The sequence below is a fragment of the Streptomyces sp. NBC_00523 genome, from assembly GCF_036346615.1.
GTDB lineage: Bacteria > Actinomycetota > Actinomycetes > Streptomycetales > Streptomycetaceae > Streptomyces.
The window spans coordinates 5,354,238-5,381,007 of record NZ_CP107836.1 but is presented as its reverse complement, the minus strand read 5'-3'; the positions used below and the strand labels follow the sequence as shown (position 1 = coordinate 5,381,007).

The following is a 26,770-nucleotide window of genomic DNA, read 5'->3' as shown; positions in this document are numbered from 1 at the left end:
CATCACACTGACTCAGGGAAAGCGCTGTGCGGGCGTACGCTGGTTTCATGGATCAGAGCACCGCACCGGAGACGTCGGCGTTGGACGACCTGCCCTTCGACGTGTTCTCGAAGCAGTGCCCCTCGCGCGGCCTGCTCGAACACGCCACCGGCCGCTGGGGCGCCCTCACGCTCGGCGCCCTGTACGAGGAGAGCCTGCGTTTCAACGCGCTGCGCCGCAAGGTCGACGGGGTGAGCGAGAAGATGCTGTCCCAGACGCTGCACGCGCTGGAGCGGGACGGCCTGGTGCACCGCGAGGCCCAGCTCGTCAATCCGCCCCGGGTCGACTACGAGCTGACCCCGCTGGGCCACGAGGTCGCTGAGCGGCTGCTCGGCCTGATCCACTTCGTGGAGGGCCGGATGCCCGAGGTCCTGGCGGCCCGGGCCCGCTACGACGCCCGCGAGAACTAGGGCCGCACGCGCGGCGGGCGCTGGCAGCGGGGGCAGTAGTAGCTGGACCGGTTCATCCAGGGGCGCCGTGCCATCGGCGTACCGCAGCGATGGCAGGGCTCGCCCTCGCGGCCGTAGGCGTCGAGCGAGCGGTCGAAGTAGCCGGACTCGCCGTTCACGTTCACGTAGAGGCTGTCGAAGCTGGTGCCGCCCTGGGCCAGGGCGGCGTTCATCACATCCCGGACATGGCCGAGGAGCTCGGCGGACTTGGGGCGGGTGAGCGTCGCGGTCGGCCGGTCGTAGTGCAGCCGGGCGCGCCACAGCGCCTCGTCCGCGTAGATGTTGCCGACCCCGCTGATCAGCGACTGGTCGAGCAGGGCGCGCTTGACCGTCGTGCGGCGCAGCCGCAGCGCCGTGTGGAAGGCGGCGTCGTCGAAGGCCGGGTCCAGGGGGTCGCGGGCGATGTGCGCGATGACGTCGGGCATCCCGTCCGGGGTGTTCTCGTGGAGCGAGAGCCCGCCGAAGGTGCGCTGGTCCACGAAGCGCAGCTCGGTGCCGACCGCGTCGGCGAACCTGATCCTGACCCGCAGATGCTTCTCGTCCGGCGCCCCCACGGGCTGGACGAGCAGCTGACCGCTCATGCCCAGGTGGCCGAGGAGCGAGCCGGCGTCGTCCAGCGGCACCCACAGATACTTGCCCCGGCGCATCGCCGTCCCGAACCGCGTCCCCGTGAGCCGGGCGGCGAAGTCCACGCCGCCCGCGAGGTGGCGGCGGACCGCGCGCGGGTGCAGGACCTCGACCTCACCGGCCGTCCGCCCGGCGACCCAGCGCTCCAGACCTCGGCGGACGACTTCGACCTCGGGCAGTTCGGGCACAGGGAGGCTCCTGGGACGAGAAGGCGTACAGAGAAAAGGGAGAACCCCCCGGCGCGCGGTGGCGTCGGGGGGTTCTCCGCAGGTCAGGCCGGAGCGACGTCCGTGGACGGCGCGGGGTCGGCAGGGGTGTCGGCGGCCCCTCCGTCGGCGGCGGCCTTGGCCGCTGCCTCCCGTGCCTCGGCGGCGGCGGTGATCTCCCGCCAGGCGGACTCGGCCGCCTGCTGCTCCGCTTCCTTCTTGCTACGGCCGGTGCCGGTGCCGTACGAGACACCACCGACGCGGGCGGCAGCAGTGAAGGTCTTCTCGTGGTCCGGGCCGGTCTCCGTGACGAGGTACTCGGGGACTCCGAGGCTCTCGCTCGCGGTGAGCTCCTGGAGGCTGGTCTTCCAGTCCAGGCCGGCACCGAGGTTCGAGGACCTGTCGATCAGCGGGTCGAAGAGCCGGTGAACCAGCTCGGACGCCGCGTCGAGGCCCTGATCGAGATAGACCGCACCGATCACCGCTTCCAGGGTGTCGGCGAGGATGGATGCCTTGTCCCGGCCTCCCGTGCCCTCTTCACCTCGGCCGAGCCGGATGAAGGAGCCGAGTTCGAGGCCGCGGCCCACCTCCGCAAGCGCACGCGAGTTGACCACCGCGGCCCGCAACTTGGCCAGCTGGCCTTCGGGCAGATCGGGGTGGGTGCGGTACAGCGTGTCCGTGACCACCAGGCCGAGCACGGAGTCCCCGAGGAACTCCAGCCGCTCGTTGGTGGGCAGACCGCCGTTCTCGTACGCGTACGAACGGTGGGTCAGCGCACGCACCAGAAGGGCGGACTCGAGTTGGTACCCGAGCCGCCCTTCCAGAAGCGTGTGGGACGAGGCTGTGTTGACGTTGTCTGCCTGCTTCTTGGCGTGGGACAACTCAGACATCGGGCCTCTCACCAGCCGCTCAGACCTCGAGGACCTGGCGCTTGTTGTACGTGCCGCAGCTGGGGCACGCGATGTGCTGCAGCTTCGGCTCCTGGCAGCGCTCGCACGAAACCAGGGTGGGGACCGCAGCCTTCCACTGCGACCGGCGGTGGCGCGTGTTGCTGCGCGACATCTTCCGCTTCGGAACAGCCACGGCTACTTCTCCTGCTTCTTGTCGACGCCGGGTGCGGCGCCGCCCATGTTGTCCTTCTCGCCGTCCTGAATGGTCTCGGCGAGTCCTTGCAGTGCCGCCCAACGAGCGTCGACGGCATCGTGGTGGTGGCCGGGATTCTCGTCCAGCCTGACTCCGCACTCGGAGCACAGACCGGCACAGGATTCCTTGCACACCGGCTGCATCGGCAGTGCGAGCACCACCGCATCACGCAGCACCGGCTCGAGGTCGAACAGGCCGTCCTCGAGGAAAAGCCTGTCCTCGTCGTCCTCGGCGTCGTCGGCCGGATCCGCGGGCTTGCCGTGGTTCCGGTCATCGGCGTCAGGGTACGAGAACATCTCCTGGAAGTCCGCCTCGACCTCGCGGCTCAGCGGCTCCAGACACCTTACGCACTCCCCCTCGACCGTCGCACGGGCGGTCCCGGTCACGAGCACGCCCTCCATGACGGATTCGAGACGGAGGTCCAGCTTCACCGGCGCGCCCTGCGGCACTCCGATGACGTCGCCGATCCCGAGGTCGGCGGGGGCGTCGGCCGTGCGGGTCAGCCGCTTCATGGCACCCGCACGCCGTCCCAGCTCGTGCGTGTCGAACACGAGGGGGTTTCGGTGGTCGAGCTGGCCGTTCAGGGCTTCTCCTGCTTTCGGATCGAACGCGTCACGCGTGGTGGGAGGGGCCGGCCCGTCCGGAGTCGAAGCGGGCAGCCGGGATCGCGGACATACGCGCGACCGAAGAGCCAGGATACTGGACACACCGCCCAGCTCCCAATCCGGGCCCTTCGGCGGTCAGCGCTCCTGTTCGTAACGGCGCAGCTGGTCCAGGTCGATCATGCTGGTGTCGAAGAGGCTGGTCTCGTCCAGGGCGCTCTCACCGTGCTGCGGGAGCTGCTGGGGCTGGGCCTGCTGCTGCCAGGCGTCGTAGCCGCCCTGGGCCTGCGTCGCGTCCTGCTGCTGGCCCTGGTCGTACCCCTGCTGCTGGTAGGCCGCGTACGGGTCGGGCTGCTGCTGGTAGCCGTAGACGTCCTGCTGCGCCTGGTACGCGTCCTGCTGCTGGTCCTGGTAGCCGTAGCCCTGCGCGTACTGCGGTTCCGGCTGGGCGTACTGCGGCTCGGCCTGGTGCGGGATCGGGAGCGGCTGCGGGGCCGCGACCTCGGCCAGTCCGGCCCAGTGGTCCTCGTCGCTGGTGTGGCCCTGGTCGCCGGCCGCGTCCTGGGCGGCGATGTGCGCGCCGAGCTCGTCGGTGGCGACCCGGCCGTGCAGCTTCTGCCTGCCCCGGCCGACGGCCTCCAGGGTCTTGGCGAGCACCGCCTCGAAGGCGCCGAGCTTGGTGTCCACGTACGCGTCGGCGCGCTCGCGGAGCGTGTCCGGGTCGGTGCTGCGCTCGGGGGCCTCGGCGAAGTCCGGGTCCTCGTAGCCCTGGGCGTCGAAGCCCTGGCCCCGGCCGAGGAGCTTCTCGCGGCCCCGGTCGACGGAGCCGATGGTCTTGGTGAGGACGACCTCGAAGTTGGCGAGCTTGCTGTCGACGTACTCGTCGGCCTCCGCGCGGACCTCGTCGGCCTCCTTGCGGGCCTCGGCGAGGATGCGGTCCGCCTCGGCCTGGGAGCGGCGGGCGATCTCGGTGTCGGAGATCAGGGAGGTGCGCTCGGCGTGGGCGTTCTCGATGATGCGGCCGGCCTCCTGGCGGGCCTGCTCGACCAGCTGCTCGTGGCCGCCGATGACCTCGGCGGCCTGGGCGAGCGAGCCGGGCAGGGCCTCGCGCACCTCTTCGAGCATCGCGAGCAGGTCGGCGCGGTTGACCACGCAGGACGCCGACATGGGCATGGACCGGGCGTTCCCGACCGTCGCGACGATCTCGTCCAGCTTCTTCTGCACGTCCACCGTGTGCTCGCCACTCTCTACTGCCGGTTGGAGACGGACGGGACGACTGTACGGCCAGTCGGCGCCCGCCCGACACCTGCGGGGCGTACGGCTGACGTGCTGTCAGTGGCTCAGCGCTGCGGGAGGCGTTCGGTCAGGGCCCGCTGGACGACCGGCGGCAGCAGGTGGGAGACGTCGCCGCCCCAGGCCGCGACCTCCTTGACCAGGGAGGACGACAGGAAGCTGTAGGTGGGGTTGGTCGGCACGAAGAGCGTCTCGACGCCGGAGAGCCCGTTGTTCATCTGGGCCATCTGGAGTTCGTAGTCGAAGTCGCTGACGGCCCGCAGGCCCTTCACGATCGCCGGGATGTCGCGCTGCTTGCAGAAGTCCACGAGCAGGCCGTGGAAGGACTCGACCTGGACGTTGCCGAACTCGGCGGTGACCTCGCGGATGAGCTCGATCCGCTCCTCGACCGTGAACAGCCCCTGCTTGGACTGGTTGATCATCACGGCGACGTGCACGACGTCGTACAGCTTCGAGGCTCGGCCGATGATGTCGAGATGTCCGTTGGTGATGGGGTCGAACGACCCCGGGCATACGGCGCGGCGCAACTTGATTCCCTCGCTCTCCGGTCCGGTCATCGTGCGTCTTCGCACGTGGCGGCGGCGCGACCGTACCAAAGCGTTCCCTCGCCGTAGCGACGGGATCGCAACGGCTCGAAACCCTTGGGCCAGCTGAATTCTCCGCCTCTGGTGCCGCGTTCCACGGTGACGAGTGCGTCGCCCGTGAGCCACCCCTGGGTACGGAGTGTGAGCAGGATCTCCCCAAGATCGTCGTCGGTGACGGCGTACGGCGGGTCCAGGAAGACCACGTCGTACGGCTCCGCGGGTGCCGGACCCGTCACGATCTGTTCGGCTTTGCCGCCGCGGACCTCGGCGCCGGGCAGGCCGAGGGTGCGGGCGTTGTCCTTGACGGTGCGCAGGGCCTTGGCGTCGGCCTCCACGAGCAGGGCGTGGACGGCTCCCCGGGAGAGCGCTTCGAGGCCGACGGCGCCGGAGCCGGCGTAGAGGTCGGCGACCCGGATGCCGTCGAGGGTGCCCAGGAGCGCCTGCCAGGTGGAGAACAGGCCCTCGCGCGCGCGGTCGGATGTGGGCCGGGTGCCGGTGCCGGGCGGGACGGCCAGGCGGCGTCCGCCGGCCACACCTGCGATCACGCGGGTCATGGGTGACTGGTCCTCGGGTCGGGGCGGCGCGCGGGGTGCCGTGGGCGCCGTACCTCCCACGATATGGCGTCGGGGAGGGCGGGGCGCCCCGGGGCGGTCGGGGTCACCCCTTGTCCAGGTACTCCTCGCGCTCCTTGTCGAGCAGGGCGTCCAGGGCGGTGCGCAGCTCGGGCAGGTGCGTGAGCTCGGGGTCGGCGGCGACGACGGCGACGGCCTCCTGGCGGGCGGCGGCGATGACCTCCTCGTCGTCGATGACGCTGAGGACGCGCAGCGAGGAGCGCACCCCGGACTGGGCCTGGCCGAGCACATCGCCCTCGCGGCGCTGTTCGAGGTCGATACGGGAGAGCTCGAAGCCGTCCAGGGTCGCGGCGACGGCGGAGAGCCGGGCCCGGGCGGGGCTCGCCTCGTGGGCCTCGGTGACCAGCAGGCAGAGTCCGGGGGCGGAGCCGCGGCCGACCCGGCCGCGCAGCTGGTGCAGCTGGGAGACGCCGAAGCGGTCGGCGTCCATGATGACCATCGCGGTGGCGTTGGGGACGTTGACGCCGACCTCGATGACGGTGGTGGCGACCAGGACGTCGACGTCACCGGCGGCGAAGCGGCGCATCACGTCGTCCTTGTCGTCGGGCTGCATCCTGCCGTGCAGCACCTCGACGCGCAGTCCGTGCAGGGGGCCCTTGGCGAGCTGTTCGGCGATCTCCAGGACGGCGAGCGGCGGGCGCTTGTCGGCCGTCGCCTCCTCCTCGGCCGTCTTCTTCCCCTTCTTCTTGGCGGGGTCGTCCTCGTCGTCGCCGATGCGGGGGCAGACGACGTACGCCTGGTGGCCGTTCTCCACCTCCTCGCGGACGCGTTCCCAGGCGCGGCTGAGGAAGTGCGGCTTGTCCTTGGCGGGGACGACGTGGCTGGCGATGGGCGAGCGGCCGGCCGGGAGCTGGTCGAGGACGGAGGTCTCCAGGTCCCCGAAGACGGTCATGGCGACGGTACGGGGAATGGGCGTCGCGGTCATGACGAGGAGGTGGGGCGGTTGCTTCCCCTTGGACCGGAGGGCGTCGCGCTGCTCGACGCCGAAGCGGTGCTGTTCGTCCACGACGACCAGGCCCAGGTCGTGGAACTTGACCTTGTCCTCGATCAGGGCGTGCGTCCCGATGACGATGCCCGCCTCGCCGGTGACCAGGTCGAGCAGGGCCTGCCGGCGGGCGGCGGTGCCCATGGACCCGGTGAGCAGGACGACCTTGGTGCCCTGGTCGGAGCCCCCCAGCATGCCGCCTTCCGCCAGCTCCCCCATCATCTCGGTGATCGAACGGTGGTGCTGCTGGGCCAGGACCTCGGTGGGCGCGAGCATGGCGGCCTGGCCGCCCGCGTCGACCACGGCGAGCATGGCGCGCAGGGCCACCATGGTCTTACCCGAGCCGACTTCGCCTTGGAGGAGGCGGTGCATCGGGTGTTCGGTGGCGAGGTCGTCGAAGATCTCCCTGGAGACCTTGAGCTGGCCGTCGGTGAGGGTGAACGGCAGCTTCGCGTCAAAAGCGTCGAGGAGCCCGTCGGGGGCGGGCCTGCGGGCGACGGCGGGGAGCTGGGTGTCGGCGTACCTGCGGCGGGCCAGGGCGACCTGGAGGACGAATGCCTCGTCCCACTTGAGCCGGTCCCGGGCCGCGGCCACGTCGGCCTTGGTGGCCGGGCGGTGGATCTTGAGCAGGGCCTCGGGCAGCGAGGTGAAGCCGCGCCCCTCGCGCAGGGCTTCGGGGAGGGGGTCGACGGCCTCCTGGGCGCTGGGCAGCACCGCGTCGACCGCCTTGGCGATCCGCCAGGAGTCGAGCTGCTTGCAGGCGGGGTAGATCGGCAGCAGCTTCCCCGCGAAGGCGTCCACGGCCTCCGTCGCCCCGGCGTCGTCCGCGGAGTCGGCGTCGAGCAGCTGGTACGTGGGGTGGGCGAGCTGCATCTTGCGGTTGAAGACGGAGACCTTGCCGGCGAACATCGCGCGGCGGCCGGGCAGCAGGTCCTTGTGCGGTTTGTGGACGCCGTGTCCGAAGAAGACGAGCTGGAGGCGGCCGTGCCCGTCGGTGAGGGTCACTTCGAGGCGCTTGCCGCGGCCGCCGTTGAAGGTGAGGACGCGGGCGTCGGCGACCTGGGCGACGACCGTGACGTGCTCGTCCAGCGGGAGGTCGGTCAGCGCCGTGAGCCGGCCGCGCTCCTCGTACCGGCGCGGGTAGTGATGGAGGAGATCACCGACGGTGTGCAGGTCGAGGTGTTCGGCCATCACCTTCGCGGTGGGTCCGCCGAGCAGCTTCTTGAGGGGTTCTTCGAACGCAGACACGCGATCCATTGCACACCACGGCAGTGACAGTTGTCCGTCGGGCGCCGCCCGGGCCCGTCGTCGCGCCGGGTGCTACTCGACGCCGATCAGCAGCGGCGCGCCCTGGTGGCCGCCCCGGTAGGTGGTGGTGTCCACCGCGAGGTGCCCGTCGCGGACGTGCTGTTCCAGGGCTTCGGCCAGCGTGGGCGGGGTGTTCTCGCCCAGGACCAGGGTGACCAGTTCGCCCCCGGCCGCGAGCATCCGGTCCAGCACCTTGCGGGCGGTACCGGGGACGTCCTGGCCGATGACCGCCACGTCGCCGTCGATGAGCCCGAGGATGTCGCCGGCCTGGCAGATGCCCGCCGTGGTCCAGGACTGCCGTTCGGCGACGGCGAGTTCGGCGTAGCGGGTGGCGCCCGCGGCCGAGGTCATCGCGACCACGTCCTCGTCGAAGCTGCGGTCCGGCTCGTGGACGGCGAGGGCCGCGATGCCCTGGACGGCGGCCCGGGTCGGGATGACGGCGACCCGGACGCCCTGGGCCCTGGCCTGTTCGGCGGCGGCGGCCGCGGTGTGGCGCAGGTCCGCGTCGTTCGGGAGGAGGACCACCTCGCGGGCGTGGGCGCGGCGGACGGCGTCGGCCAGTTCGCCGCTGGCGGGCGGTTCGCCGGGCCGGGCGAGCACGGTCGTCGCTCCGGCCTCCCGGCAGAGGGCGGCGAGGCCGTCGCCCGGGACGACCACCACGACCGCGCGCCGGGCGGGCTCGGGGCGGGCGTGGGCGCGGTCGGCGGCGAAGTGGGTGATGCGGATGCGGTAGGGGCGGCCGGCCTCGACGCCCGCCTCGACCGCGGCTCCGGCGTCGTCCACATGGACGTGGACGTTCCACAGCCCGTCGCCGCCGACCACCACCAGGGAGTCGCCGAGGGCGTCCAGCCGGGCGCGCAGCCGCTCGACGGCCTCGTCGTCCGCTTCCAGCAGGTAGATCACCTCGAAGGCGGGGCCGCCCCCGTCCCCGTCGTCGCCCGCCGGGCACTCCGCGTCGCCGCCGCCCACCGGGACGAACGGGACGGGGGTCTCGTACGGCCGCTCCGGGCCCCGTCCCGAGACGGCTTCGACCAGGGCGCCGAGCAGGGTGACCAGGCCGCGCCCCCCGGCGTCGACCACCCCGGCCCTGGCGAGGGCGGGGAGCTGTCCGGGCGTCGCGTCCAGTGCGGCGCGGGCGCCCTCGTAGGCGGCCCGGGCCACCTCGGCCGTGTCCGCGCCGGGGGCGGCCTGTGCCGCGGCGGCCGCGGCCCGGTCCGCGACGGTGAGGACGGTGCCCTCGACGGGGTGGGCGACGGCTTCGCGGGCCCAGGCGGCGGCCTGGGCGAGGGCGAGGCGCATCCGGTCGCCGCCGGTGCCCTCCGCGAGGACGCCGGCCATGCCGCGCAGGAGCTGGGCGAGGATCGTGCCGGAGTTGCCGCGGGCTCCGATGAGGGCGCCGTGGGCCATGGCCCGGACCGCGTCGGCGGCGGAGGGCACCGAGGTGCCGGTCGCGTGGGCGGCGAAGACCGCTTCGACGGCGGCGGCCGCGGATTCGACGGTCAGGTAGAGGTTGGTACCGGTGTCCCCGTCGGCGACGGGATAGACGTTGATCGCGTCGATCGCCTCCCGCTCCCGGCCGAGCGCTTCGAGGGCCAGGGAGCACCAGCTCCGTACCGCGACGGCATCCGGTTCGTCGGCGGTCTGCGGCACCTCGGGTCCTCCTCGGACGGGACTCGGAACGGGGACTCGTGACGGGGGCGGGGCGGCTGGCTGCACCGCAGGTTAGCCCCGGTCGGAGGGTGCGGGCGGTCCGGGGGCCGGGAGGGCGGGGGCGGAAGACATGGTAGTTTCGTATCTCCGGAGCAGGCGTTGTATGCTGCTTCGGTTGCCCGACGAAAGTCGGGACATTCCCCCGGTACCGCCACTTCAGTCCTTGAATCCGGCGTACCGGAATTCACTGTAAGTGCATCTGAAGTCTTTGGAGTGACCCGTGGCTGCCAACTGCGACGTTTGCGGCAAGGGGCCGAGCTTCGGCAACAACATTTCGCACTCGCACCGCCGTACGTCCCGTCGCTGGAACCCCAACATCCAGCGCGTGCGTGCCGTGGTCGGTCGGACGCCGAAGCGGCTCAACGTCTGCACCTCGTGCATCAAGGCCGGCAAGGTCGCGCGCTGACGTTCCCGTCGTAGCGCAGCCCTACCGGTTGCCCGAAAAGCCGGTCCACCTCGGTGGACCGGCTTTTTGCTGTGCCCGTACGGGTCCGCGCCTTCCGGTCAGCCGGCGTCGCGCAACCGCCAGCCGTGGCGGACCGGGCCGATGCCCGCGCCCAGTGGGAAGCCCGCCTCGATCGCCCCGGTGACATAGGCCTTCGCGGCCCGGACCGCCTCCGGCACCCCGGCGCCCCGTGCCAGATGGCTCGCGATGGCCGATGCCAGGGTGCAGCCGGTGCCGTGGGTGTGCCGGTTGTCGTGGCGGGGGGCGCGCAGCCAGTGCTCCTCGCTGCCGTCGGTGAGCAGGTCGACGGGCTCGCCGGGCAGATGCCCGCCCTTGATCACGACCCAGCGGGGCCCGAAGGCGAGCAGCGCGCCGGCGGCCCGGCGCATCCCGGCCTCGTCGGTGACGTCGATGCCCGTGAGCTGCGCCACCTCGTCCAGGTTGGGCGTCGCCACGGTCGCGACGGGGAGCAGCTTCGTACGGACGGATTCCAGGGCGTCGGCGGCGAGGAGCGGGTCGCCGTGCTTGGAGACGCCGACGGGGTCCACGACGACGGGCGCCGCGGTGTCGGCGAGGAGTTCCGCGACGGTCTCCACGAGCGGGGCGGACGCCAGCATCCCGGTCTTGACGGCGTCGACGCCGATGTCGTCCACGACGCTGCGGTACTGGGCGCGGACCGCCTCGGGGGGCAGCTCCCAGGCGCCCTGGACGCCGAGGGAGTTCTGCGCGGTGACGGCGGTGAGCACGCTCATCCCGTGCGTGCCCAGGGCGAGCATCGTCTTGAGGTCGGCCTGGATGCCCGCACCGCCGCCGGAGTCGGATCCGGCGACGGTGAGCACGCGGGGCGGTATGGAGGTGGTTGTCGGCATAGCCGCAATCTACTGGGAGTCCTCGATGTCGCCGAAGTGGTCCCAGCCGTTCTTGCTGGTCCAGGGCGCTCCGTCGACCGTCACCTGGGGCAGCGCCGACGGGTTGAGGACCTCGCCGATCACCTTCCAGCGGGCCGGGAGCTTCACGTCGGGCGGGAAGGTCGCGACGATGGCGTGGTCCTCGCCACCGGTCAGCACCCACTGCATGGGGTCGACGCCAACGGCCTGGCCGATGTCCGACATCTGGGACGGCACGTCGATGAGCCCGGACCGCAGGTCGATGCGGACCTTGCTGGCCTCGGCGATGTGCCCGAGGTCGGCGACGAGCCCGTCGCTGACGTCGGTCATGGCGGTGGCGCCGAGCCCGGCGGCGGCGGGGCCCGCGTGGTACGGCGGTTCGGGGCGGCGGTGGGCCTCCACGAAGGCGCGCGGCGAGCGGAAGCCCCGGGAGAGCACGGCGTATCCGGCGGCGGACCAGCCGAGCCAGCCGGTGACGGCGACGACGTCCCCGGGCTGGGCGCCGGCCCGGGTGACGGGTTCGTGGTTGCGCAGGTCGCCGAGCGCGGTGATCGAGACGGTGATGAGGTCGCCGCGCACGACGTCCCCGCCGACCACGGCCGCCCCCGCGACCTGGCACTCGTCGCGCAGTCCGTCCATCAGCTCGGCGGCCCAGGTGACCGGGAGTTCGGCCGGGACGACGAGGCCGAGCAGGAGCGCGGTGGGCACGGCGCCCATGGCGGCGATGTCGGCGAGGTTCTGCGCGGCGGCCTTGCGGCCCACGTCGTACGCCGTCGACCAGTCGCGCCGGAAGTGCCGTCCCTCCAGCAGGATGTCCGTGCTGGCCACGACCCTGCGGTCGGGGGCGGTCACGACCGCGGCGTCGTCGCCCGGGCCGAGCCGGACCGCCGGAGTGGTGGTGAGCCGGGACGTGAGCTCCTTGATGAGCCCGAACTCCCCCAACTCGCCCACGGTTGCCTTCACCGAGTGTCACCTCTCATCTGTCGGGCCGGACGCTCCGGCCTGTCCCCCGTGCGCGCCGCCCCACTTGCGGTCGCGTGCCGTCTCTGCTGTCGGTACTGTCAAGAGTTACGTCAACTTGCGCGTTCTGTACGCCACGCTGAGGACGTCATCCGGCCCGCGGGTCTCCCCGCTCCGCGCGGCGACGCGATAACGTGGCGTCCCTTTCCCCCACATGATCCTCGTGGCCGCCCTGGAGGTTCCGTGGTACAGGCGTACATCCTCATTCAGACCGAGGTGGGCAAGGCGTCGATCGTCGCCGAGACCATCTCCAAGCTCCCGGGAGTCATCCAGGCAGAAGACGTCACCGGTCCCTACGACGTGATCGTGCGTGCCCAGGCCGACACGGTGGACGAGCTCGGGCGCATGGTGGTGGCGCGGGTCCAGCAAGTGGACGGCATCACCCGAACCCTTACCTGCCCGGTCGTTCACCTGTAGCCCCCGTCTACGCTGGGCCGGTGACGTCCTCCAGCCGCCGGCTCCTCCGCCCCGTGTTCCTCGGTCCGTCCGCCGCCCTGATGCTGCTGGTGGCGGGCTGTTCCGGGGGCGAGGCGACGGCGTCGGTCACGGTGCCCTCCCCGTCCCCGGAAGCCGCAGCCTACTGCCGCGCGCTGGACGGGGAACTGCCGGACACCGTCGGCGGTCTGGAGCGGAACGACCCCGAACCCGCCTCGGTGCTGACCGCCGGGTGGGGGGACGGGGCGATCGTACTGCGCTGCGGTGTCGAGCGCCCCGCGAAGATGGACGACGACCAGTCGAAGGGCATCACCGCGAGCGGGGTCAACTGGATGCTGGAGCAGCGGGACGGCGACGGTCCCCGGCTGACGACGACCCTGCGCAAGACGTACGTCGAGGTGTCGCTCTCGGAGGCGTACGCGCATGACACGACGCCGCTCGCGGCGTTCGCCCCGGCGGTGAAGAAGACGATCCCGAACCGGTTCTAGGGTGTGCGCTCCTTGCGGGCGCACACCCTTCGCCGTGTTCCGCCGGGTCAGCGCAGGCCGGTCGGCCGGTTCAGCGCGGCCTGGATGAGCCGGTCCACCAGCTGCTGGTAGCTGACGCCGCTCTCCTGCCACATGCGCGGGTACATGGAGATCGGGGTGAAGCCCGGCAGGGTGTTGATCTCGTTGATGACGAAGCCGCCGTCCTCGGTGAGGAAGAAGTCGGCGCGCACCAGGCCCTCGCAGGAGCAGGCGTCGAAGGCCTCGACGGCGAGCTGCTGGACCTCGGCGGTCTGCTCCTCGGTGAGCGGCGCCGGCACGATCCCGGAGGCGGAGTCGATGTACTTGGCCTCGAAGTCGTAGAAGTCGTGCGCGGTGACCGGCGGGATCTCGGCCGGGACGCTGGCGCGCGGCCCGTCCTCGAACTCCAGGACGCCGCACTCGATCTCGCGGCCCCTCAGCAGCGACTCGACCAGGAACTTCGGGTCGTGGCGGCGGGCCTCCTCGATGGCCGCGTCGAGACCGGAGGCGTCCTCGACCTTGGTGATACCGATGGACGAGCCGGCCCGGGCGGGCTTGATGAAGAGCGGCCAGCCGTGCTCGTCGGCGAAGCCGGTGATGCGCTTGCGGACGGCGGTCGGGTCGTTGTCCCACTCGCGGGGGCGGACCACCAGGTACGGGCCGACGGCGAGGCCGAAGGACGTGAAGACCCGCTTCATGTACTCCTTGTCCTGGCCGACGGCCGAGGCGAGCACCCCGGCGCCCACGTACGGCACACCGGACAGCTCCAGGAGCCCCTGGAGGGTGCCGTCCTCGCCGTACGGGCCGTGCAGGACGGGGAAGACGACGTCGACCTCGCCGAGCGCCTTGGGCACCGCGCCGGGCTCGGTGTAGACCACTTCGCGGCTGCCGGGGTCGACGGAGAGCACGACCCCGCCCTCCTCGGACTCGGCCAGCTGCGCCACGTCCGGCATGGTCCGGTTGGCGATGGCCATGCGTTCGGGTTCGTCGGCGGTGAGCGCCCAGCGGCCGTCCGTCGTGATGCCGATCGGCAGGACGTCGTACTTGGTCCGGTCGATGGCGTTCAGGACGGCGCCGGCCGTGACCACCGAAATGCCGTGTTCGGAGCTGCGGCCGCCGAACACGACGGCCACGCGCGGCTTGCGGAGCTGCTGCTCCGGGCTCTGGGGGAGGTTCTCGCTGCTCATATCGCGATGAGCGTACCTGCTGGTACCGGCCGAGTCAGCGCGGCACGGGCCGCCCGGGGCGCGTGGGCCCCGGGTGGCGTCAGTGCCGTTCCGCCTTGGCGCTGCGCGACATGAGCTCCTTGACCGCGACCTTCGGCGGCTTGCCCTCGTGCACGATGCTCACGATGGTCTCGGTCAGCGGCATCTCCACGCCGTGCCGGCGGGCCAGGTCGAGCACCGATTCGCAGGACTTGACGCCCTCGGCGGTCTGCTTGGTGGCGGCGATGGTCTCCTGGAGCGTCATGCCGCGGCCGAGGTTGGTGCCGAAGGTGTGGTTGCGCGAGAGCGGCGAGGAGCAGGTCGCCACCAGGTCGCCGAGACCGGCGAGTCCGGAGAAGGTCAGCGGGTCGGCGCCCATGGCCGCGCCCAGCCGGATCGTCTCGGCGAGGCCCCGGGTGATGAGCGAGCCCTTGGTGTTGTCGCCGAGCCCCATGCCGTCCGCGATGCCGACGGCGAGGCCGATGACGTTCTTGACGGCGCCGCCGAGTTCGCAGCCGACCACGTCGGTGCTGGTGTACGGGCGGAAGTACGGGGTGTGGCAGGCGGCCTGGAGGCGCTGGGCGACGGTCTCGTCCCGGCAGGCGACGACGGCCGCGGCGGGGCGGCGCTCGGCGATCTCCTTGGCGAGGTTGGGCCCGGTGATGACGGCGATGCGGTCCGGGGACACCTGGGTGACGTCCTCGATGACCTCGCTCATCCGCTTGGCGGTGCCGAGTTCGACGCCCTTCATGAGGGAGACGAGAACCGTCTGCGGTTCCAGGTGCGGGACCCAGGCGGCGAGGTTGGCGCGCAGCGTCTGGGAGGGCACGACGAGCACCGCGTAGTCGGCGCCGCGCAGCGCCTCGGCCGCGTCCGTGGTGGCCCGGACCGAGGCGGGCAGCTCGATGCCCGGCAGGTACTCGGGGTTGGTACGGGTGGTGTTGACGGCCTCCGCGACCTCGGCCCGGCGGCCCCAGAGCGTCACTTCGCAGCCCGCGTCCGCGAGGACGACGGCGAAGGCGGTACCCCAGGAGCCGGTTCCGAAGACGGCGGCCTTCGGGCGGTGCGTCACGTGCGTCCCTCTCCTTGGGCCCTGCGCCGCTGTTCGGCGCGGGCCTTGCGGTGATCGTAGGGCTCGGCGGGTGCCTGCTGCCCCCGGATCTCCTCCAGCTGCGCGGTGACCGCGCGCATGATCACCTCGGTCGCCTCGCGCAGCACCTCGGGCGTCGGCTCCTGGTCGTAGAACCGGGAGAGGTCGACGGGCGGTCCGGCCTTGACCCGGAGGGTCTTGCGGGGCAGGAGGCGCATCTTCTTCTCGGTGGCGTACGGCGGCATCGCCTCGTTGGCGCCCCACTGCGCGACCGGGATGACGGGGGCCCGGGTCATCAACGCGACGCGGGCGGCGCCGGTCTTGCCGGCCATCGGCCACATGTCGGGGTCGCGGGTGAGGGTGCCCTCGGGGTAGAAGCAGACGCACTCGCCGCGCTCGATGGCGCCGACGGCGGCCCGGAAGGCGTCCATCGCGTTGGTGGTCTCGCGGTAGACGGGGATCTGGCCGGTGCCGCGCAGCATCGTGCCGATGAAGGCACCCTTGAAGAGCCCCGCCTTGGCCAGAAAGCGCGGCACGCGGCCGGTGTTGTACTGGAAGTGCCCGTACGAGAGCGGGTCCAGGTACGAGTTGTGGTTGACCGCTGTGATGAATCCGCCGTCGGCCGGAATGTGTTCCGTTCCCCGCCAGTCGCGCTTGAACAGAACCACCAGCGGCGGTTTCGCGATGACCGCCGCCAGGCGGTACCAGAAGCCGATTCTGCGGCGGGACACTCGGACACCTTTCCTCTGTGAACAAGACCGTGGAGCTGTCTGCTGTCTGACTACCGAGGGTCAAGTCTCGCCCCAGGCCCCTGCTCTGTCGAGAACACCGTACGCCTCGCCCCGGGGAGCGACCCTCCGGGTTGGCGCACCGGCAGGCGAGAATAGGCGGCGATGCGTATCGAGGGAGGGACCGCCACGAACACCGACCCGGCCGGCCGCTGGTCCCTGGTCGTCCCGTTGAAGCCCCTGGCGCGGGCCAAGAGCAGGCTGGCGCCCGCCTCCGGCGCGCTGTTGCGGCCCCGGCTGGCCCTCGCCTTCGCCCGGGACACGGTGGCCGCCGCGCTGTCCTGCCCGGATGTGGCGGATGTGGTGGTCGTCACGGACGACACGGCGGCGGGGGCGGCGCTGGCCGCGCTCGGCGCCCTGGTCGTGCCCGATGCGCCGGGGGCCGGGCTCAACGCGGCCCTCGCGCACGGTGAGCGGGCGGCCAGGTCGGGCAGGCCGGGGCGGCCGGTGGCCGCGCTCAACGCGGATCTGCCCGCGCTGCGGCCGGCGGAATTGTCCCGGGTCCTCGAATTCTCTGCCGCTTTTCCCCGCGCATTTGTTCCCGATGCGGCGGGAATCGGGACCACATTTCTGTCGGCTGCGCCGGGGGTGGAATTGAGGCCCGCATTCGGCGGCCCGTCCCGGGTGCGCCATCTGGCGTCGGGCGCGGTGGAAATCACGCTGCCGGGGATCGATTCGGTGCGCCGGGACGTGGACACCGGCGAGGACCTGCGGGTGGCGCTGGAACTGGGCGTCGGCCCGTTCACGGCGGGCCGCTGGGCCGCCGGGGCGTTCGCGCGGGACCGATAGTCTGCACCCATGCAGGCGACCTCGTACACGTACGACCCCGAGACGCGGAGCGGCAGTGTGCTGCTCGACGACGGCACCCCGGTGGACTTCGACGCGGCGGCCTTCGACGCGGGCGGCCTGCGGCTGCTGCGGCCGGGGCAGCGGGTGCGGATCGAGGGTGAGGGCGAGGGGGCCGGGCTGCGGATCAGCCTGGTGACGCTCCAGACGTTCTGAGCCGTTCCGGGGCGCGTTCCCCGGACAGCCCGCGGGCCGGGCTCCCCGAGGGGAGCCCGGCCCGGCGCGTGTGGGGGCCTGTGCGGCCCGGTCTCACTTCTTGCGCGCGGTGGCCTTCTTGGCCGTGGTCTTGCGCGCGGTGGTCTTCTTCGCGGGCGCCTTCTTCGCCGTGGTCTTCTTGGCGGGCGCGGTCTTGGCGGCGGTGGTCTTCTTGGCCGCCGTCGACTTGGCCGCCGGGGTGGCCTTCTTCGCGGCCGCCGTCGTCTTCTTCGCCGGCGAGGTCTTCTTCGCGGTCGCGGTGGTCTTCTTGGCCGCGGCGGTGGTCTTCTTCGCCGGGGTGGCCTTCTTGGCGGTGGCCTTCTTCGCCACGGCCTTCTTCGCGGTGGCCTTCTTGGCGGCGGCCTTGGCCGTCGTACGGGTGGAAGAACCGCCCGAGAGGCTGCCCTTGGGGGCCTTCTTCACGGCCACGTCGTTCTTGGGGAGCTTCTTGGAGCCGCTGACCAGGTCCTTGAAGCCCTGGCCCGCGCGGAAGCGGGGCACCGAGGTCTTCTTGACCCGCACGCGCTCACCCGTCTGGGGGTTGCGGGCGTAGCGGGCGGGGCGGTCGACCTTCTCGAACGAGCCGAAGCCGGTGACCGAGACCCGGTCCCCCGCGACAACCGCACGGACGATCGCGTCGAGCACCGCGTCGACGGCGTCCGCGGCCTGCTGCCGGCCGCCGACCTTGTCGGCAATCGCTTCTACGAGCTGCGCCTTGTTCACGTCTTCCCCTTCGGAGACATCGCCGGAACGAATCTGTCCGGCTTTTTCGCACGTTAGGCAGATATATACCGCAAATCAAACACGAAACGGGCTAATCACCCTAGTGCCGCAACGAAGTCGACCGCTGCGCAGTTCTGCGGAGTCAGTCACCTTCGGGGAATCGGCCCTCGTCGAGGTCCTTCATCAACCGGTCCAGACGCCTTGCCGCGCCCGGGAGATCGTGCTTCGCCGTGGCCGTGACGACCAACAGCTTCCGGTTCAACGCCATCCTTACGCCGTCCGGGACTTGCAGTGCGCGCACCCGGGAGTGCGCTTCCTTCAATTGGTCGGCGACTTGGCCGTAAATCTTGAGTTGGCTGTCGCGTTCCATGCACCGATTGTGCCATCTGGGGCGAGTTGTCGCCCGGCGGGGTCCCAACAAACGACTGCGCCCCCTACCAGAAGGCAGGGGGCGCAGTCCTGAAAACGCGCTGATCAGGCCGGAATTGTGCGGGGCTTGTAGGCCGGGCGAGCCGCCTCGTAAGCCGCGATGTCGGCTTCGTTCTGAAGGGTGAGGCTGATGTCGTCCAGGCCGTTCAGCAGCCGCCAGCGGGCGTTCTCGTCCAGCTCGAAGTCGGCGGTGATGCCCTCGGCGCGGACCTGCCGGGCCTCCAGGTCGACCGTCACCTCGGCCGTCGGGTCGGCCTCCGTCAGCTCCCAGAGGGCGTCGACGGTCTGCTGGTCCAGGACCACGGTCAGCAGACCGTTCTTCAGCGAGTTGCCGCGGAAGATGTCGGCGAACCGGGAGGAGATGACGGCCTTGAAGCCGTAGTTCTGCAGGGCCCAGACGGCGTGCTCGCGGGAGGAGCCGGTGCCGAAGTCGGGGCCGGCCACCAGGACCGACGCGCCCTGGCGCTCGGGGCGGTTGAGGATGAAGGTCTCGTCCTTGCGCCACGCCTCGAAGAGGCCGTCCTCGAAGCCGTCCCGGGTGACCTTCTTGAGCCAGTGGGCGGGGATGATCTGGTCGGTGTCGACGTTGCTGCGGCGCAGCGGAACGGCCCGGCCGGTGTGTGCGGTGAAAGCTTCCATGATTCTCAGACTCCGGCGGGCGTGCGGTCGTCGGACAGGTCGGCGGGCGAGGCCAGATGGCCCAGCACCGCGGTGGCGGCGGCGACCTGCGGGGAGACCAGGTGCGTACGGCCGCCCTTGCCCTGCCGGCCCTCGAAGTTGCGGTTCGAGGTGGAGGCGGAGCGCTCGCCGGGGGCCAGCTGGTCGGGGTTCATGCCGAGGCACATCGAGCAGCCCGCGTGCCGCCATTCGGCGCCGGCGGCGGTGAAGACCTTGTCCAGGCCCTCGTCGACCGCCTGGAGGGCGACCCGGACGGAGCCCGGGACGACCAGCATCCGTACGCCGTCGGCGACTTTGCGGCCGTCCAGGATCGCGGCGGCGTTGCGCAGGTCCTCGATGCGGCCGTTGGTGCAGGAGCCTACGAAGACGGTGTCGACGCTGATCTCGCGCAGCGGCTGGCCCGCGGTCAACCCCATGTACTCCAGGGCCTTTTCGGCGGCGTTGCGCTCCGAGGCGTCCTCGTACGAAGCCGGGTCGGGGACGCTGGCCGACAGGGGCGCGCCCTGGCCGGGGTTGGTGCCCCAGGTGACGAACGGCGCCAGCTCGGCGGCCTCGATGACCACCTCGGCGTCGAAGACCGCGTCGTCGTCGGTGCGCAGCGTCTTCCAGTACGCGACGGCGGCGTCCCAGTCCTCGCCCTGCGGGGCGTGGTCGCGGCCCTGCAGGTAGTCGAAGGTGGTCTGGTCGGGGGCGATCATGCCCGCCCGCGCGCCGGCCTCGATCGACATGTTGCAGATGGTCATCCGGGCCTCCATCGAGAGCTTCTCGATGGCGGAGCCGCGGTATTCCAGGATGTAGCCCTGGCCGCCGCCGGTGCCGATCCGGGCGATGATCGCCAGGATCAGGTCCTTGGCGGTGACGCCGTCGGGCAGTTCGCCGTCGACGGTGATCGCCATGGTCTTCGGGCGGGCCAGCGGCAGCGTCTGGGTGGCCAGCACGTGCTCGACCTGGCTGGTGCCGATACCGAACGCGAGGGCGCCGAACGCGCCGTGCGTGGACGTGTGGGAGTCGCCGCAGACGACGGTGGTACCGGGCTGGGTCAGGCCCAGCTGCGGGCCGACCACGTGCACGACGCCCTGCTCGACATCGCCCAGCGGGTGCAGCCGGACGCCGAACTCCGCGCAGTTCTTCCGCAGCGTCTCCAGCTGGGCGCGGGAGACCGGGTCGGCGATCGGCTTGTCGATGTCGAGGGTCGGGGTGTTGTGGTCCTCGGTGGCGATGGTGAGGTCGAGGCGCCGCACCGGGCGTCCGGCCTGCCGCAGGCCGTCGAACGCCTGGGGACTGGTCACCTCGTGCAGCAGGTGCAGATCGATGAAGAGGAGGTCGGGCTCGCCCTCGGCGCGCCGGACGACATGGTCGTCCCAAACCTTCTCCGCGAGTGTCCTACCCATCGCTTTCCCTCCGGCCGGCGTCATCGCCGGCCCAACTAGAGATTCGGTGCGCCCCCGTCCGGACCCCCGTACGGGGCGGTGGCCACGGGCCGTTGTGGGGCCGCTGGTACAGGTTCGCAACTTCCCGGGAAAATTGAACTTGCGTTTCACAGAGTGAGACGCGAGTATCGTCGTATGGACAACTCTAGCGGCGTCGGCGTTCTCGACAAGGCGGCTCTGGTATTGAGCGCCCTGGAGTCCGGGCCGGCCACCCTCGCCGGGCTGGTCGCGGCGACCGGGCTCGCACGACCCACGGCCCACCGGCTGGCCGTGGCACTGGAACACCACCGGATGGTGGCGAGGGACATGCAGGGCCGGTTCATTCTCGGCCCCCGGCTCTCCGAGCTGGCGGCGGCGGCCGGTGAGGACCGCCTGCTGGCCACGGCCGGGCCGGTGCTCACGCATCTGCGCGACATCACCGGCGAGAGCGCCCAGCTCTACCGGCGCCAGGGAGACATGCGCATCTGCGTGGCGGCGGCGGAGCGGCTGTCCGGACTGCGGGACACCGTGCCGGTCGGCTCCACGCTGACCATGAAGGCCGGTTCCTCCGCGCAGATCCTGATGGCCTGGGAGGAGCCGGAGCGACTGCACCGCGGCCTCCAGGGCGCCCGCTTCACGGCGACGGCGCTCTCCGGCGTACGGCGGCGCGGCTGGGCCCAGTCGATCGGTGAGCGCGAGCCGGGCGTGGCCTCGGTCTCCGCCCCGGTGCGCGGCCCGTCGAACCGCGTGGTCGCCGCCGTCTCGGTCTCCGGACCGATCGAGCGGCTGACCCGCCACCCGGGCCGGATGCACGCCCAGGCGGTCATCGACTCGGCCGCCCGGCTGAGCGAGGCGCTGCGCCGCACCGGCTGAGCCCCGGCCGCGCCTCCCCCTCTCCCCCGAGGCCGCCCCAGCGTCGTGGCGGCCCCCTTCTCAGCCCCTCATCGCTTCACTCGGCGCCGGAAGCACCCGACCGGTGCGCGAGCCGGTCCGCCGCCCGGCGGCCCCGCCCCTCGATCGGCAGCGACCCGGTCGCCGCGGCCAGTCCGTACGCCGGCATGTCGGCGTAGATGGACTCGTAGCCGCCCTCGGGCACGATGTAGGTCTCGTGCCACAGCCCCACGTGCTGCCGGGACTTCTTCTCCTTGCGGTTGAGCAGCGCCCACGCCCGCCGGTGGAACATGTCCGGCGCCGAGGCGTACGCGTACAGCTTCTCCTTCGACTCCCAGTACTGGACGACGCAGTACGTCCTCGGTGAGCCGGACAGCAGGACGTGACCGAGCAGCCCCCTGGACCGGTCCGCCTTGAGCTCCCGCAGCATGCGCAGCATCGCCAGCATGACCGGCAGCCAGTGGTGCACGCCCCTGAAGTGGTTGATCCGCATGCCGATCAGCAGGACGACGACATCGCCCTCGGCAGCGGCGGTCGTCCGTCCCGGCATGATGTTCGCGAACACTGGGCCCCCTGACAGGCGTTGGATAGCGGCACTGTCCAATGGTTGGATAGTGGCACTGTCCAAGGATGGACGCAAGGGAAGGACGGCATGCGTCTCTCGGAGTTGAGCGAGCAGAGCGGCATCGCGACCGCGACGATCAAGTACTACCTGCGCGAGGGCCTGTTGCCGCCGGGAGAGCGGGTGAGCGCGACGCAGGCCGAGTACGACGAGAGCCATCTGCGCCGGCTGCGTCTGATCCGGGCGCTGATCCAGGTGGGCCGGCTGCCCGTGGCCACGGCCCGTGAGGTGCTGGCCCATGTGGACGACGAGTCGCTGGGCCGTACGATCCGGCTCGGCGCGGCCCTCTGGGCGCTGCCGCACGGCCCCGAGCCGGACGAGGAGGCCCCGGAGACGGCGGCGGCACGGGCGGAAGTCGACGCGCTGCTCGACCGGTTGGGCTGGGCCGGCGCCCGGGAGATCGGCGAGCTGTCCCCCGTCTACCGCTCGCTCGTCGCGGGCCTGGCCACGCTCGCCCGCCTCGGCTATCCGTACGAGAGCGCGCATCTGGAGGAGCACGCGCGGCTGATGCACGAGGTGGCCGTGCGGGATCTTGACCTGATGGAGACCTACCCGACGCGTGCGCAGCAGGTGGAGATGGCGGTGGCGTCGGCGGTGCTGTACGAGCCGTTGCTGACGTCGCTGCGCAGGCTGGCCCAGGAGGAGGAGTCGGCCCGGCGGTACGGGTATTGAGCGGGGGCGGCCCCGTGCCGCGTACAAGCGAAAGGCCCCTCACCGGAGTGAAGGGCCTTCGCCTGTTGCCTGTTGTACCCCCGACCGGATTCGAACCGGCGCTACTGCCGTGAGAGGGCAGCGTGCTAGGCCGCTACACAACGGGGGCATGTCCTGCGAATTGCTCTGTACTGCGCTGGGCTACCAGGACTCGAACCTAGAATGACGGTACCAGAAACCGTAGTGTTGCCAATTACACCATAGCCCATGGTGTTGCAAGTACCCCCGACCGGATTCGAACCGGCGCTACTGCCGTGAGAGGGCAGCGTGCTAGGCCGCTACACAACGGGGGCCCTAGCGATCCTGCATCGAGACCGTGGGTGCGACCCAGGTGATCTCGCGGGAAGGATCTGTACCCCCGACCGGATTCGAACCGGCGCTACTGCCGTGAGAGGGCAGCGTGCTAGGCCGCTACACAACGGGGGCTTGTCCTGCGAATTGCTCTGTACTGCGCTGGGCTACCAGGACTCGAACCTAGAATGACGGTACCAGAAACCGTAGTGTTGCCAATTACACCATAGCCCACTGAAACGCAACCCCTGGGGGCCTTGTTTCTGTCTGCGCTTCCCGGCCGGATCTTTCGGCCCGCTCGGGCGGCGCAGGAAGAACATTACCCGAAGGTGTCCGGCGCTCCAAAACGGGTATCGCCCGCGAGCAGCCCGGGCAACTGGTCCAGCCCCGTGATCCGGGCGAGCTCGGGCCGCCCTCCCCGGCCGCGCCGGTCCAGCCACACGCCGGTGAGGCCGGCGGCGGTGGCCCCGGCGGCGTCGATGTCGGGTTCGTCCCCGACGTACAGCACCTCGTGCGCATCGAGCCCCAGCGCCTCGCAGGAGGCGCGGAAGGCCCCGGGGTCCGGCTTGGAGACGCCCAGCTCGGCGGCGCACAGCAGGGACTCGAACCGGTCGCGCACCCCGAGCACGGTCAGCTTCTGGTGCTGCGGCTCCTGGGCCGAGTTGGAGAGCACGGCGTGCCGGTAGGTCCCGGCCAGGGCGTCGAGCGCCGGGACGGTGTCCGGGAAGAGCGCCCAGGCGGATTCGTAGTGCGCGATGTGGCGGGCGAACCAGGCGTCGGCCTCGGCGTCGTCCATCGCCCGCCCCAGGAACTCCCTGGCCCGGTCCCGCCGCTGCCCCTGCCAGTCGGTCTCCCCGGCGGAGAACCGCGCCCAGTGCCGCCGCGTGAGCCGCTGCCACGCCGCGACGGCCTCCTCGGGCGAGGCATGCCCCGGAGGCAGCCCTTCCGCCGCGATGTGCCGGGCCATCCCGGTGGCGGAGGCCGTCGTGTGGTCGAACAACGTGTCGTCGATGTCCCAGAGGACGGCTCTGATGGGCATGCCCCGACTCTACGCGCGGCCCCGCACAGCGGGACGGGCCCGGCGGCCGCGGTGTGCGGCTGCCGGGCCCGTCCCGTGCGTGGACGCGGTGTTACGCGGTCAGCCTGGCCAGGGCCGCGTCGATGCGGGCGATCGTCTTGTCGCGGCCCAGGATCTCCAGGGACTCGAAGAGCGGGAGGCCGATCGTGCGGCCGGTGACGGCCACCCGGACCGGGGCCTGGGCCTTGCCGAGCTTGAGGCCGTGCTGCTCGCCGGCGGCGAGGACGGCGGCCTTCAGGGCCTCCGCGTTCCAGTCGGCGGCGATGAGCTCGGCGCGGGCGGTGACGAGCAGGGCGTCGGAGCCCTCCTTCATCGCCTTGGTCCAGGACGCCTCGTCGCGCACCGGCTCGTCCAGGAACAGGAAGTCCACGTTGGCGGTGATCTCGGAGAGCACCGTGACCCGGGTCTGGGCGTGCGGGGCGATCTCGGCGAAGACCGCCGCGTCGAAGGACTCCGGGGCCCAGGGGGCGAACGGCGCCTGGAGCCACGGGCCGCACGCCTCGGTGAAGGTCTTCACGTCGAGGCGGCGGATGTGCTCCGCGTTGACGTGCTCGCACTTCTTGAGGTCGAACCGGGCCGGGTTGGCGTTGACGTCCTTGATGTCGAAGGCGGCGACCATCTCGTCGATGTCGAAGATGTCGCGGTCCTCGGCGATCGACCAGCCCAGCAGCGAGAGGTAGTTGAGCAGCCCCTCGCGGACGAAGCCGCGCTCGCGGTAGAGGTTGAGCGAAGCCTGCGGGTCGCGCTTGGAGAGCTTCTTGTTGCCCTCGCCCATCACGTACGGCAGGTGCCCGAAGGCGGGGGTGTCCTTGGCGATGCCCAGCTCGATGAGCGCCCGGTACAGGGCGATCTGGCGCGGGGTGGAGGAGAGCAGGTCCTCGCCGCGCAGGACGTGGGTGATCTCCATCAGCGCGTCGTCCACCGGGTTGACCAGCGTGTAGAGCGGGGCGCCGTTGGCGCGGACGATGCCGTAGTCCGGGACGTTCTCCGGCTGGACGGTGATGTCGCCGCGGACCAGGTCCGTGAAGGTGATCGCCTCGTCGGGCATCCGGAAGCGGACGATCGACGCGCGTCCCTCGGCCTCGTACGCGGCCTTCTGCTCGTCGGTCAGCTCGCGGCAGTGGCCGTCGTAACCGGACGGGCGGCCGGCGGCGCGGGCGGCGTCGCGGCGGGTGTCCAGCTCCTCCGTGGTGCAGTAGCAGGGGTACGCGTAGCCGCCGGCGAGGAGCTTCTCGGCGACGTCCTTGTAGAGGTCCATCCGCTGCGACTGGCGGTACGGGGCGTGCGGGCCGCCCACCTCGGGGCCCTCGTCCCAGTCCAGGCCGAGCCAGCGCATCGCTTCGAGGAGCTGCTCGTACGACTCCTCGGAGTCGCGCGCCGCGTCGGTGTCCTCGATGCGGAAGACCAGGGTGCCCTGGTGGTGCCGGGCGAAGGCCCAGTTGAAGAGGGCCGTCCGGACCAGGCCGACGTGCGGGTTGCCGGTCGGGGAGGGACAGAAACGTACACGTACAGGTGCGTTAGCCACGCTTGATCACCTTGTTGGTGAGAGTGCCGATGCCTTCGATGGTGACGGCGACCTCGTCGCCGACATGGAGGGGTCCGACCCCCGCGGGGGTGCCGGTGAGGATCACATCGCCCGGAAGCAGCGTCATGGCTTCGGTGATGTGGACGACCAGGTCCTCGATGGACCGGATCATGTCGCTCGTCCGGCCGAGCTGGCGTTGCTCGCCGTTGACCGTGGCCTGGATGGCGAGGTCGCGGGGGTCGAGGTCGGTCTCCACCCAGGGGCCGAGCGGGCAGGAGGTGTCGAAGCCCTTGGCCCGGGCCCACTGCTTCTCCCGCTTCTGGGCGTCGCGGGCGGTGACGTCGTTGGCGCAGGTGTAGCCGAAGATGACGTCCTTGACCCGCTCGCGCGGCACTTCGCGGCACATCCGGCCGATGACCACGGCCAGCTCGGCCTCGTGGTGGACCTCGTCGGAGAAGGAGGGGTACTCGATGGCGTCGCCGGAGCCGATCACCGAGGTGGTGGGCTTGAAGAAGGCGACGGGGACGTCGGGGACCTCGTTGCCGAGTTCGGCGGCGTGCTCCGCGTAGTTGCGGCCGATGGCCACGACCTTGTTGGGGAGCACGGGCGGCAGCAGCCGCACCTTGTTCAGCGGGACCTTGGTCCCGGAGAGCTCGAACTCGGAGTACGGGATGCCCTTGATGATGTCGAGGACGAGACCGTCGGGCCCGTCGCCCTCGACCGCGCCGAAGGCGACATTGCCGTCGATGGAGAACCTGGCGATGCGCACGGGTTGCTGTCGCCCCTCACTGCTTGCTGGGTGCCTGGAAAGAAAGACTGACACTCCAGGCTAGCGCGGGTGAGGGGCGCTTCCGTGCGGGATTACTCCGCGGCGGCGGTGACGGCGGCGGGGGCCGTCATCAGGATCGTGCGGCGGGGGTTGGCGGTCTGCGTCGGCAGCTGGACCGCGTGCTCCGGGAGTTCCGCCGTCCGCAGCGCCTCGGCGTCCTTGAGGTGCGCCAGCGTGGTGCGGCGGGGGTTGGCGAGGTGGCGGAGCGTCGTCGTGTTCATCTGCCGTACGGCCCTGTCGTCGGGGCACCGCCCGTACGAGAGGGGGCGCCGGTTGTCGGTTCTGCCATCCCAGTAAAGCGTCAGGCTAAACATTCAATTCCCCCCGGTGGCCCGGAAAAGACGGCGATCTTCGTGTGAGTTTGCTCACGAGCACCGCGACAATCGCGTCAATACGGACACGCGATCCGGACCCCAGAAACGGACATGTCACCCCTGAACCAGCCATTCCGCTCCTGATCATGGCGACTGGGACACCCCACGGTCCGTTCGGACTCACCCCCAATGGTCCGGATTGTCCGCGAACCACCTCCACCGCTTGTTACGCACCCATCACACGGTGTCACGCAGGTCACAGCCCGGTACCTGGC

General features: G+C 71.2%; 31 protein-coding genes and 5 tRNA genes. 8 read left to right on the top strand and 28 right to left on the bottom strand.

Features of this window, described 5'->3' with window-relative positions; genetic code table 11:
- Positions 1-47: 47 nt before the first annotated feature.
- Positions 48-449 (top strand): winged helix-turn-helix transcriptional regulator, encoded by a 402-nt coding sequence (locus OHS17_RS24575; protein WP_330313896.1) that lies wholly within the window; start codon positions 48-50, stop codon positions 447-449.
- Here OHS17_RS24575 and mutM read toward each other — a convergent pair.
- The 9 genes from mutM to OHS17_RS24530 all read right to left on the bottom strand — a co-directional run bounded on the left by mutM (position 446) and on the right by OHS17_RS24530 (position 9,518).
- A complete protein-coding gene (gene mutM, locus OHS17_RS24570; RefSeq protein WP_330313895.1) occupies positions 446-1,303 on the bottom strand; it encodes a bifunctional DNA-formamidopyrimidine glycosylase/DNA-(apurinic or apyrimidinic site) lyase in 858 nt (285 codons plus the stop codon). The two genes, OHS17_RS24575 and mutM, sit on opposite strands and share 4 nt — an antisense overlap.
- 83 nt (positions 1,304-1,386) lie before the next feature.
- Entirely contained in the window at positions 1,387-2,211 is an 825-nt protein-coding gene (gene rnc / locus OHS17_RS24565) for a ribonuclease III (RefSeq protein WP_026171428.1), read from the bottom strand.
- A gap of 19 nt (positions 2,212-2,230) precedes the next feature.
- Positions 2,231-2,404, bottom strand: a complete 174-nt coding sequence (gene rpmF / locus OHS17_RS24560) for a 50S ribosomal protein L32 (protein WP_003965982.1) — start codon at positions 2,402-2,404, stop codon at positions 2,231-2,233.
- Between the two features lie 2 nt (positions 2,405-2,406).
- Entirely contained in the window at positions 2,407-3,015 is a 609-nt protein-coding gene (locus OHS17_RS24555) for a YceD family protein (RefSeq protein ID WP_018102409.1), read from the bottom strand.
- 189 nt (positions 3,016-3,204) lie between these two features.
- On the bottom strand, positions 3,205-4,296 hold the full coding sequence (locus tag OHS17_RS24550; RefSeq protein ID WP_330313894.1) for a cell division initiation protein: 1,092 nt from the start codon (positions 4,294-4,296) through the stop codon (positions 3,205-3,207).
- Between the two features lie 110 nt (positions 4,297-4,406).
- Positions 4,407-4,886: a pantetheine-phosphate adenylyltransferase gene (gene coaD, locus OHS17_RS24545; protein WP_198957001.1), complete on the bottom strand. Its 480-nt coding sequence runs from the start codon at positions 4,884-4,886 to the stop codon at positions 4,407-4,409.
- 26 nt (positions 4,887-4,912) lie between these two features.
- Complete coding sequence (gene rsmD / locus OHS17_RS24540) at positions 4,913-5,497, bottom strand: 16S rRNA (guanine(966)-N(2))-methyltransferase RsmD (RefSeq protein WP_073863140.1); 585 nt, start codon at positions 5,495-5,497, stop codon at positions 4,913-4,915.
- Between the two features lie 103 nt (positions 5,498-5,600).
- Positions 5,601-7,817: an ATP-dependent DNA helicase RecG gene (gene recG / locus OHS17_RS24535; RefSeq protein WP_330313893.1), complete on the bottom strand. Its 2,217-nt coding sequence runs from the start codon at positions 7,815-7,817 to the stop codon at positions 5,601-5,603.
- A gap of 63 nt (positions 7,818-7,880) precedes the next feature.
- Positions 7,881-9,518, bottom strand: coding sequence for a DAK2 domain-containing protein (locus OHS17_RS24530; RefSeq protein WP_330313892.1), 1,638 nt, complete (start codon positions 9,516-9,518; stop codon positions 7,881-7,883).
- A 280-nt stretch (positions 9,519-9,798) separates the two neighbouring features.
- On the opposite strand from OHS17_RS24530, the gene rpmB reads away from it, so the two are divergent.
- A complete protein-coding gene (gene rpmB, locus OHS17_RS24525) occupies positions 9,799-9,984 on the top strand; it encodes a 50S ribosomal protein L28 (RefSeq protein ID WP_026171429.1) in 186 nt (61 codons plus the stop codon).
- Between the two features lie 98 nt (positions 9,985-10,082).
- Here rpmB and thiD read toward each other — a convergent pair whose 3' ends face one another.
- Positions 10,083-10,892, bottom strand: a complete 810-nt coding sequence (gene thiD / locus OHS17_RS24520) for a bifunctional hydroxymethylpyrimidine kinase/phosphomethylpyrimidine kinase (protein WP_330313891.1) — start codon at positions 10,890-10,892, stop codon at positions 10,083-10,085.
- A 9-nt stretch (positions 10,893-10,901) separates the two neighbouring features.
- Positions 10,902-11,873 carry a thiamine-phosphate kinase gene (locus OHS17_RS24515; protein WP_330313890.1) on the bottom strand — a complete coding sequence of 324 codons (972 nt, stop codon included), beginning with the start codon at positions 11,871-11,873 and terminating at the stop codon, positions 10,902-10,904.
- 240 nt (positions 11,874-12,113) lie between these two features.
- On the opposite strand from OHS17_RS24515, the gene OHS17_RS24510 reads away from it, so the two are divergent.
- A complete protein-coding gene (locus OHS17_RS24510) occupies positions 12,114-12,347 on the top strand; it encodes an Lrp/AsnC ligand binding domain-containing protein (protein ID WP_018102417.1) in 234 nt (77 codons plus the stop codon).
- 20 nt (positions 12,348-12,367) lie between these two features.
- The gene (locus OHS17_RS24505) at positions 12,368-12,853 is read left to right on the top strand and encodes a DUF3515 domain-containing protein (protein ID WP_383166033.1); all 486 of its coding nucleotides are present in this window, start codon (positions 12,368-12,370) and stop codon (positions 12,851-12,853) included.
- 47 nt (positions 12,854-12,900) lie between these two features.
- Here OHS17_RS24505 and OHS17_RS24500 read toward each other — a convergent pair whose 3' ends face one another.
- The 3 genes from OHS17_RS24500 to OHS17_RS24490 form a co-directional block, all read right to left on the bottom strand.
- Positions 12,901-14,058, bottom strand: coding sequence for a D-alanine--D-alanine ligase family protein (locus OHS17_RS24500; RefSeq protein ID WP_330313889.1), 1,158 nt, complete (start codon positions 14,056-14,058; stop codon positions 12,901-12,903).
- Positions 14,059-14,137: 79 nt separating this feature from the next.
- Positions 14,138-15,148, bottom strand: a complete 1,011-nt coding sequence (locus OHS17_RS24495; RefSeq protein WP_330313888.1) for an NAD(P)H-dependent glycerol-3-phosphate dehydrogenase — start codon at positions 15,146-15,148, stop codon at positions 14,138-14,140.
- Complete coding sequence (locus tag OHS17_RS24490; protein ID WP_330313887.1) at positions 15,145-15,897, bottom strand: lysophospholipid acyltransferase family protein; 753 nt, start codon at positions 15,895-15,897, stop codon at positions 15,145-15,147. Before OHS17_RS24490 ends, OHS17_RS24495 begins: the two co-directional genes overlap by 4 nt.
- Before the next feature lie 162 nt (positions 15,898-16,059).
- Here OHS17_RS24490 and cofC point away from each other — a divergent pair, with 162 nt between their 5' ends.
- Together cofC and OHS17_RS24480 are read left to right on the top strand one after the other, a co-directional pair.
- Positions 16,060-16,743, top strand: a complete 684-nt coding sequence (cofC, locus tag OHS17_RS24485; protein ID WP_330313886.1) for a 2-phospho-L-lactate guanylyltransferase — start codon at positions 16,060-16,062, stop codon at positions 16,741-16,743.
- Positions 16,744-16,752: 9 nt separating this feature from the next.
- The gene (locus OHS17_RS24480; RefSeq protein WP_018102423.1) at positions 16,753-16,956 is read left to right on the top strand and encodes a hypothetical protein; all 204 of its coding nucleotides are present in this window, start codon (positions 16,753-16,755) and stop codon (positions 16,954-16,956) included.
- A gap of 93 nt (positions 16,957-17,049) precedes the next feature.
- Here the strand turns inward: OHS17_RS24480 and OHS17_RS24475 are convergent, their stop codons facing one another.
- From OHS17_RS24475 to leuC, 4 genes are all read right to left on the bottom strand, one after another.
- Complete coding sequence (locus tag OHS17_RS24475) at positions 17,050-17,718, bottom strand: HU family DNA-binding protein (RefSeq protein WP_018102424.1); 669 nt, start codon at positions 17,716-17,718, stop codon at positions 17,050-17,052.
- A gap of 142 nt (positions 17,719-17,860) precedes the next feature.
- Entirely contained in the window at positions 17,861-18,088 is a 228-nt protein-coding gene (locus tag OHS17_RS24470) for a hypothetical protein (protein ID WP_018102425.1), read from the bottom strand.
- A 104-nt stretch (positions 18,089-18,192) separates the two neighbouring features.
- Positions 18,193-18,786 carry a 3-isopropylmalate dehydratase small subunit gene (gene leuD / locus OHS17_RS24465; protein WP_330313885.1) on the bottom strand — a complete coding sequence of 198 codons (594 nt, stop codon included), beginning with the start codon at positions 18,784-18,786 and terminating at the stop codon, positions 18,193-18,195.
- 5 nt (positions 18,787-18,791) lie between these two features.
- Positions 18,792-20,216: a 3-isopropylmalate dehydratase large subunit gene (gene leuC, locus OHS17_RS24460; RefSeq protein WP_330313884.1), complete on the bottom strand. Its 1,425-nt coding sequence runs from the start codon at positions 20,214-20,216 to the stop codon at positions 18,792-18,794.
- 174 nt (positions 20,217-20,390) lie between these two features.
- On the opposite strand from leuC, the gene ndgR reads away from it, so the two are divergent.
- Positions 20,391-21,107 (top strand): IclR family transcriptional regulator NdgR, encoded by a 717-nt coding sequence (ndgR, locus tag OHS17_RS24455; RefSeq protein WP_003966003.1) that lies wholly within the window; start codon positions 20,391-20,393, stop codon positions 21,105-21,107.
- Positions 21,108-21,183: 76 nt separating this feature from the next.
- On the opposite strand, the gene OHS17_RS24450 is transcribed toward ndgR, so the two are convergent.
- Complete coding sequence (locus OHS17_RS24450) at positions 21,184-21,675, bottom strand: DUF4188 domain-containing protein (RefSeq protein WP_443053249.1); 492 nt, start codon at positions 21,673-21,675, stop codon at positions 21,184-21,186.
- A 102-nt stretch (positions 21,676-21,777) separates the two neighbouring features.
- Here OHS17_RS24450 and OHS17_RS24445 point away from each other — a divergent pair, with 102 nt between their 5' ends.
- Positions 21,778-22,419, top strand: a complete 642-nt coding sequence (locus OHS17_RS24445; RefSeq protein ID WP_330313882.1) for a MerR family transcriptional regulator — start codon at positions 21,778-21,780, stop codon at positions 22,417-22,419.
- 75 nt (positions 22,420-22,494) lie between these two features.
- On the opposite strand, the gene OHS17_RS24440 is transcribed toward OHS17_RS24445, so the two are convergent.
- The 9 genes from OHS17_RS24440 to OHS17_RS24400 all read right to left on the bottom strand — a co-directional run bounded on the left by OHS17_RS24440 (position 22,495) and on the right by OHS17_RS24400 (position 26,402).
- A tRNA-Glu gene (locus OHS17_RS24440) sits at positions 22,495-22,567 on the bottom strand.
- Positions 22,568-22,594: 27 nt separating this feature from the next.
- Positions 22,595-22,666 (bottom strand) — tRNA-Gln (locus OHS17_RS24435).
- 12 nt (positions 22,667-22,678) lie between these two features.
- Positions 22,679-22,751 (bottom strand) — tRNA-Glu (locus OHS17_RS24430).
- A gap of 60 nt (positions 22,752-22,811) precedes the next feature.
- Positions 22,812-22,884 (bottom strand) — tRNA-Glu (locus tag OHS17_RS24425).
- Between the two features lie 27 nt (positions 22,885-22,911).
- Positions 22,912-22,983, bottom strand: a tRNA-Gln gene (locus OHS17_RS24420).
- Positions 22,984-23,068: 85 nt separating this feature from the next.
- Entirely contained in the window at positions 23,069-23,788 is a 720-nt protein-coding gene (locus tag OHS17_RS24415; protein ID WP_330313881.1) for an HAD family hydrolase, read from the bottom strand.
- Positions 23,789-23,879: 91 nt separating this feature from the next.
- Positions 23,880-25,352: a glutamate--tRNA ligase gene (gltX, locus tag OHS17_RS24410; protein ID WP_330313880.1), complete on the bottom strand. Its 1,473-nt coding sequence runs from the start codon at positions 25,350-25,352 to the stop codon at positions 23,880-23,882.
- Positions 25,345-26,121 carry a fumarylacetoacetate hydrolase family protein gene (locus tag OHS17_RS24405; protein ID WP_073863131.1) on the bottom strand — a complete coding sequence of 259 codons (777 nt, stop codon included), beginning with the start codon at positions 26,119-26,121 and terminating at the stop codon, positions 25,345-25,347. Before OHS17_RS24405 ends, gltX begins: the two co-directional genes overlap by 8 nt.
- Positions 26,122-26,213: 92 nt before the next feature.
- A complete protein-coding gene (locus OHS17_RS24400) occupies positions 26,214-26,402 on the bottom strand; it encodes a hypothetical protein (RefSeq protein WP_330313879.1) in 189 nt (62 codons plus the stop codon).
- Positions 26,403-26,770: the final 368 nt, after the last annotated feature.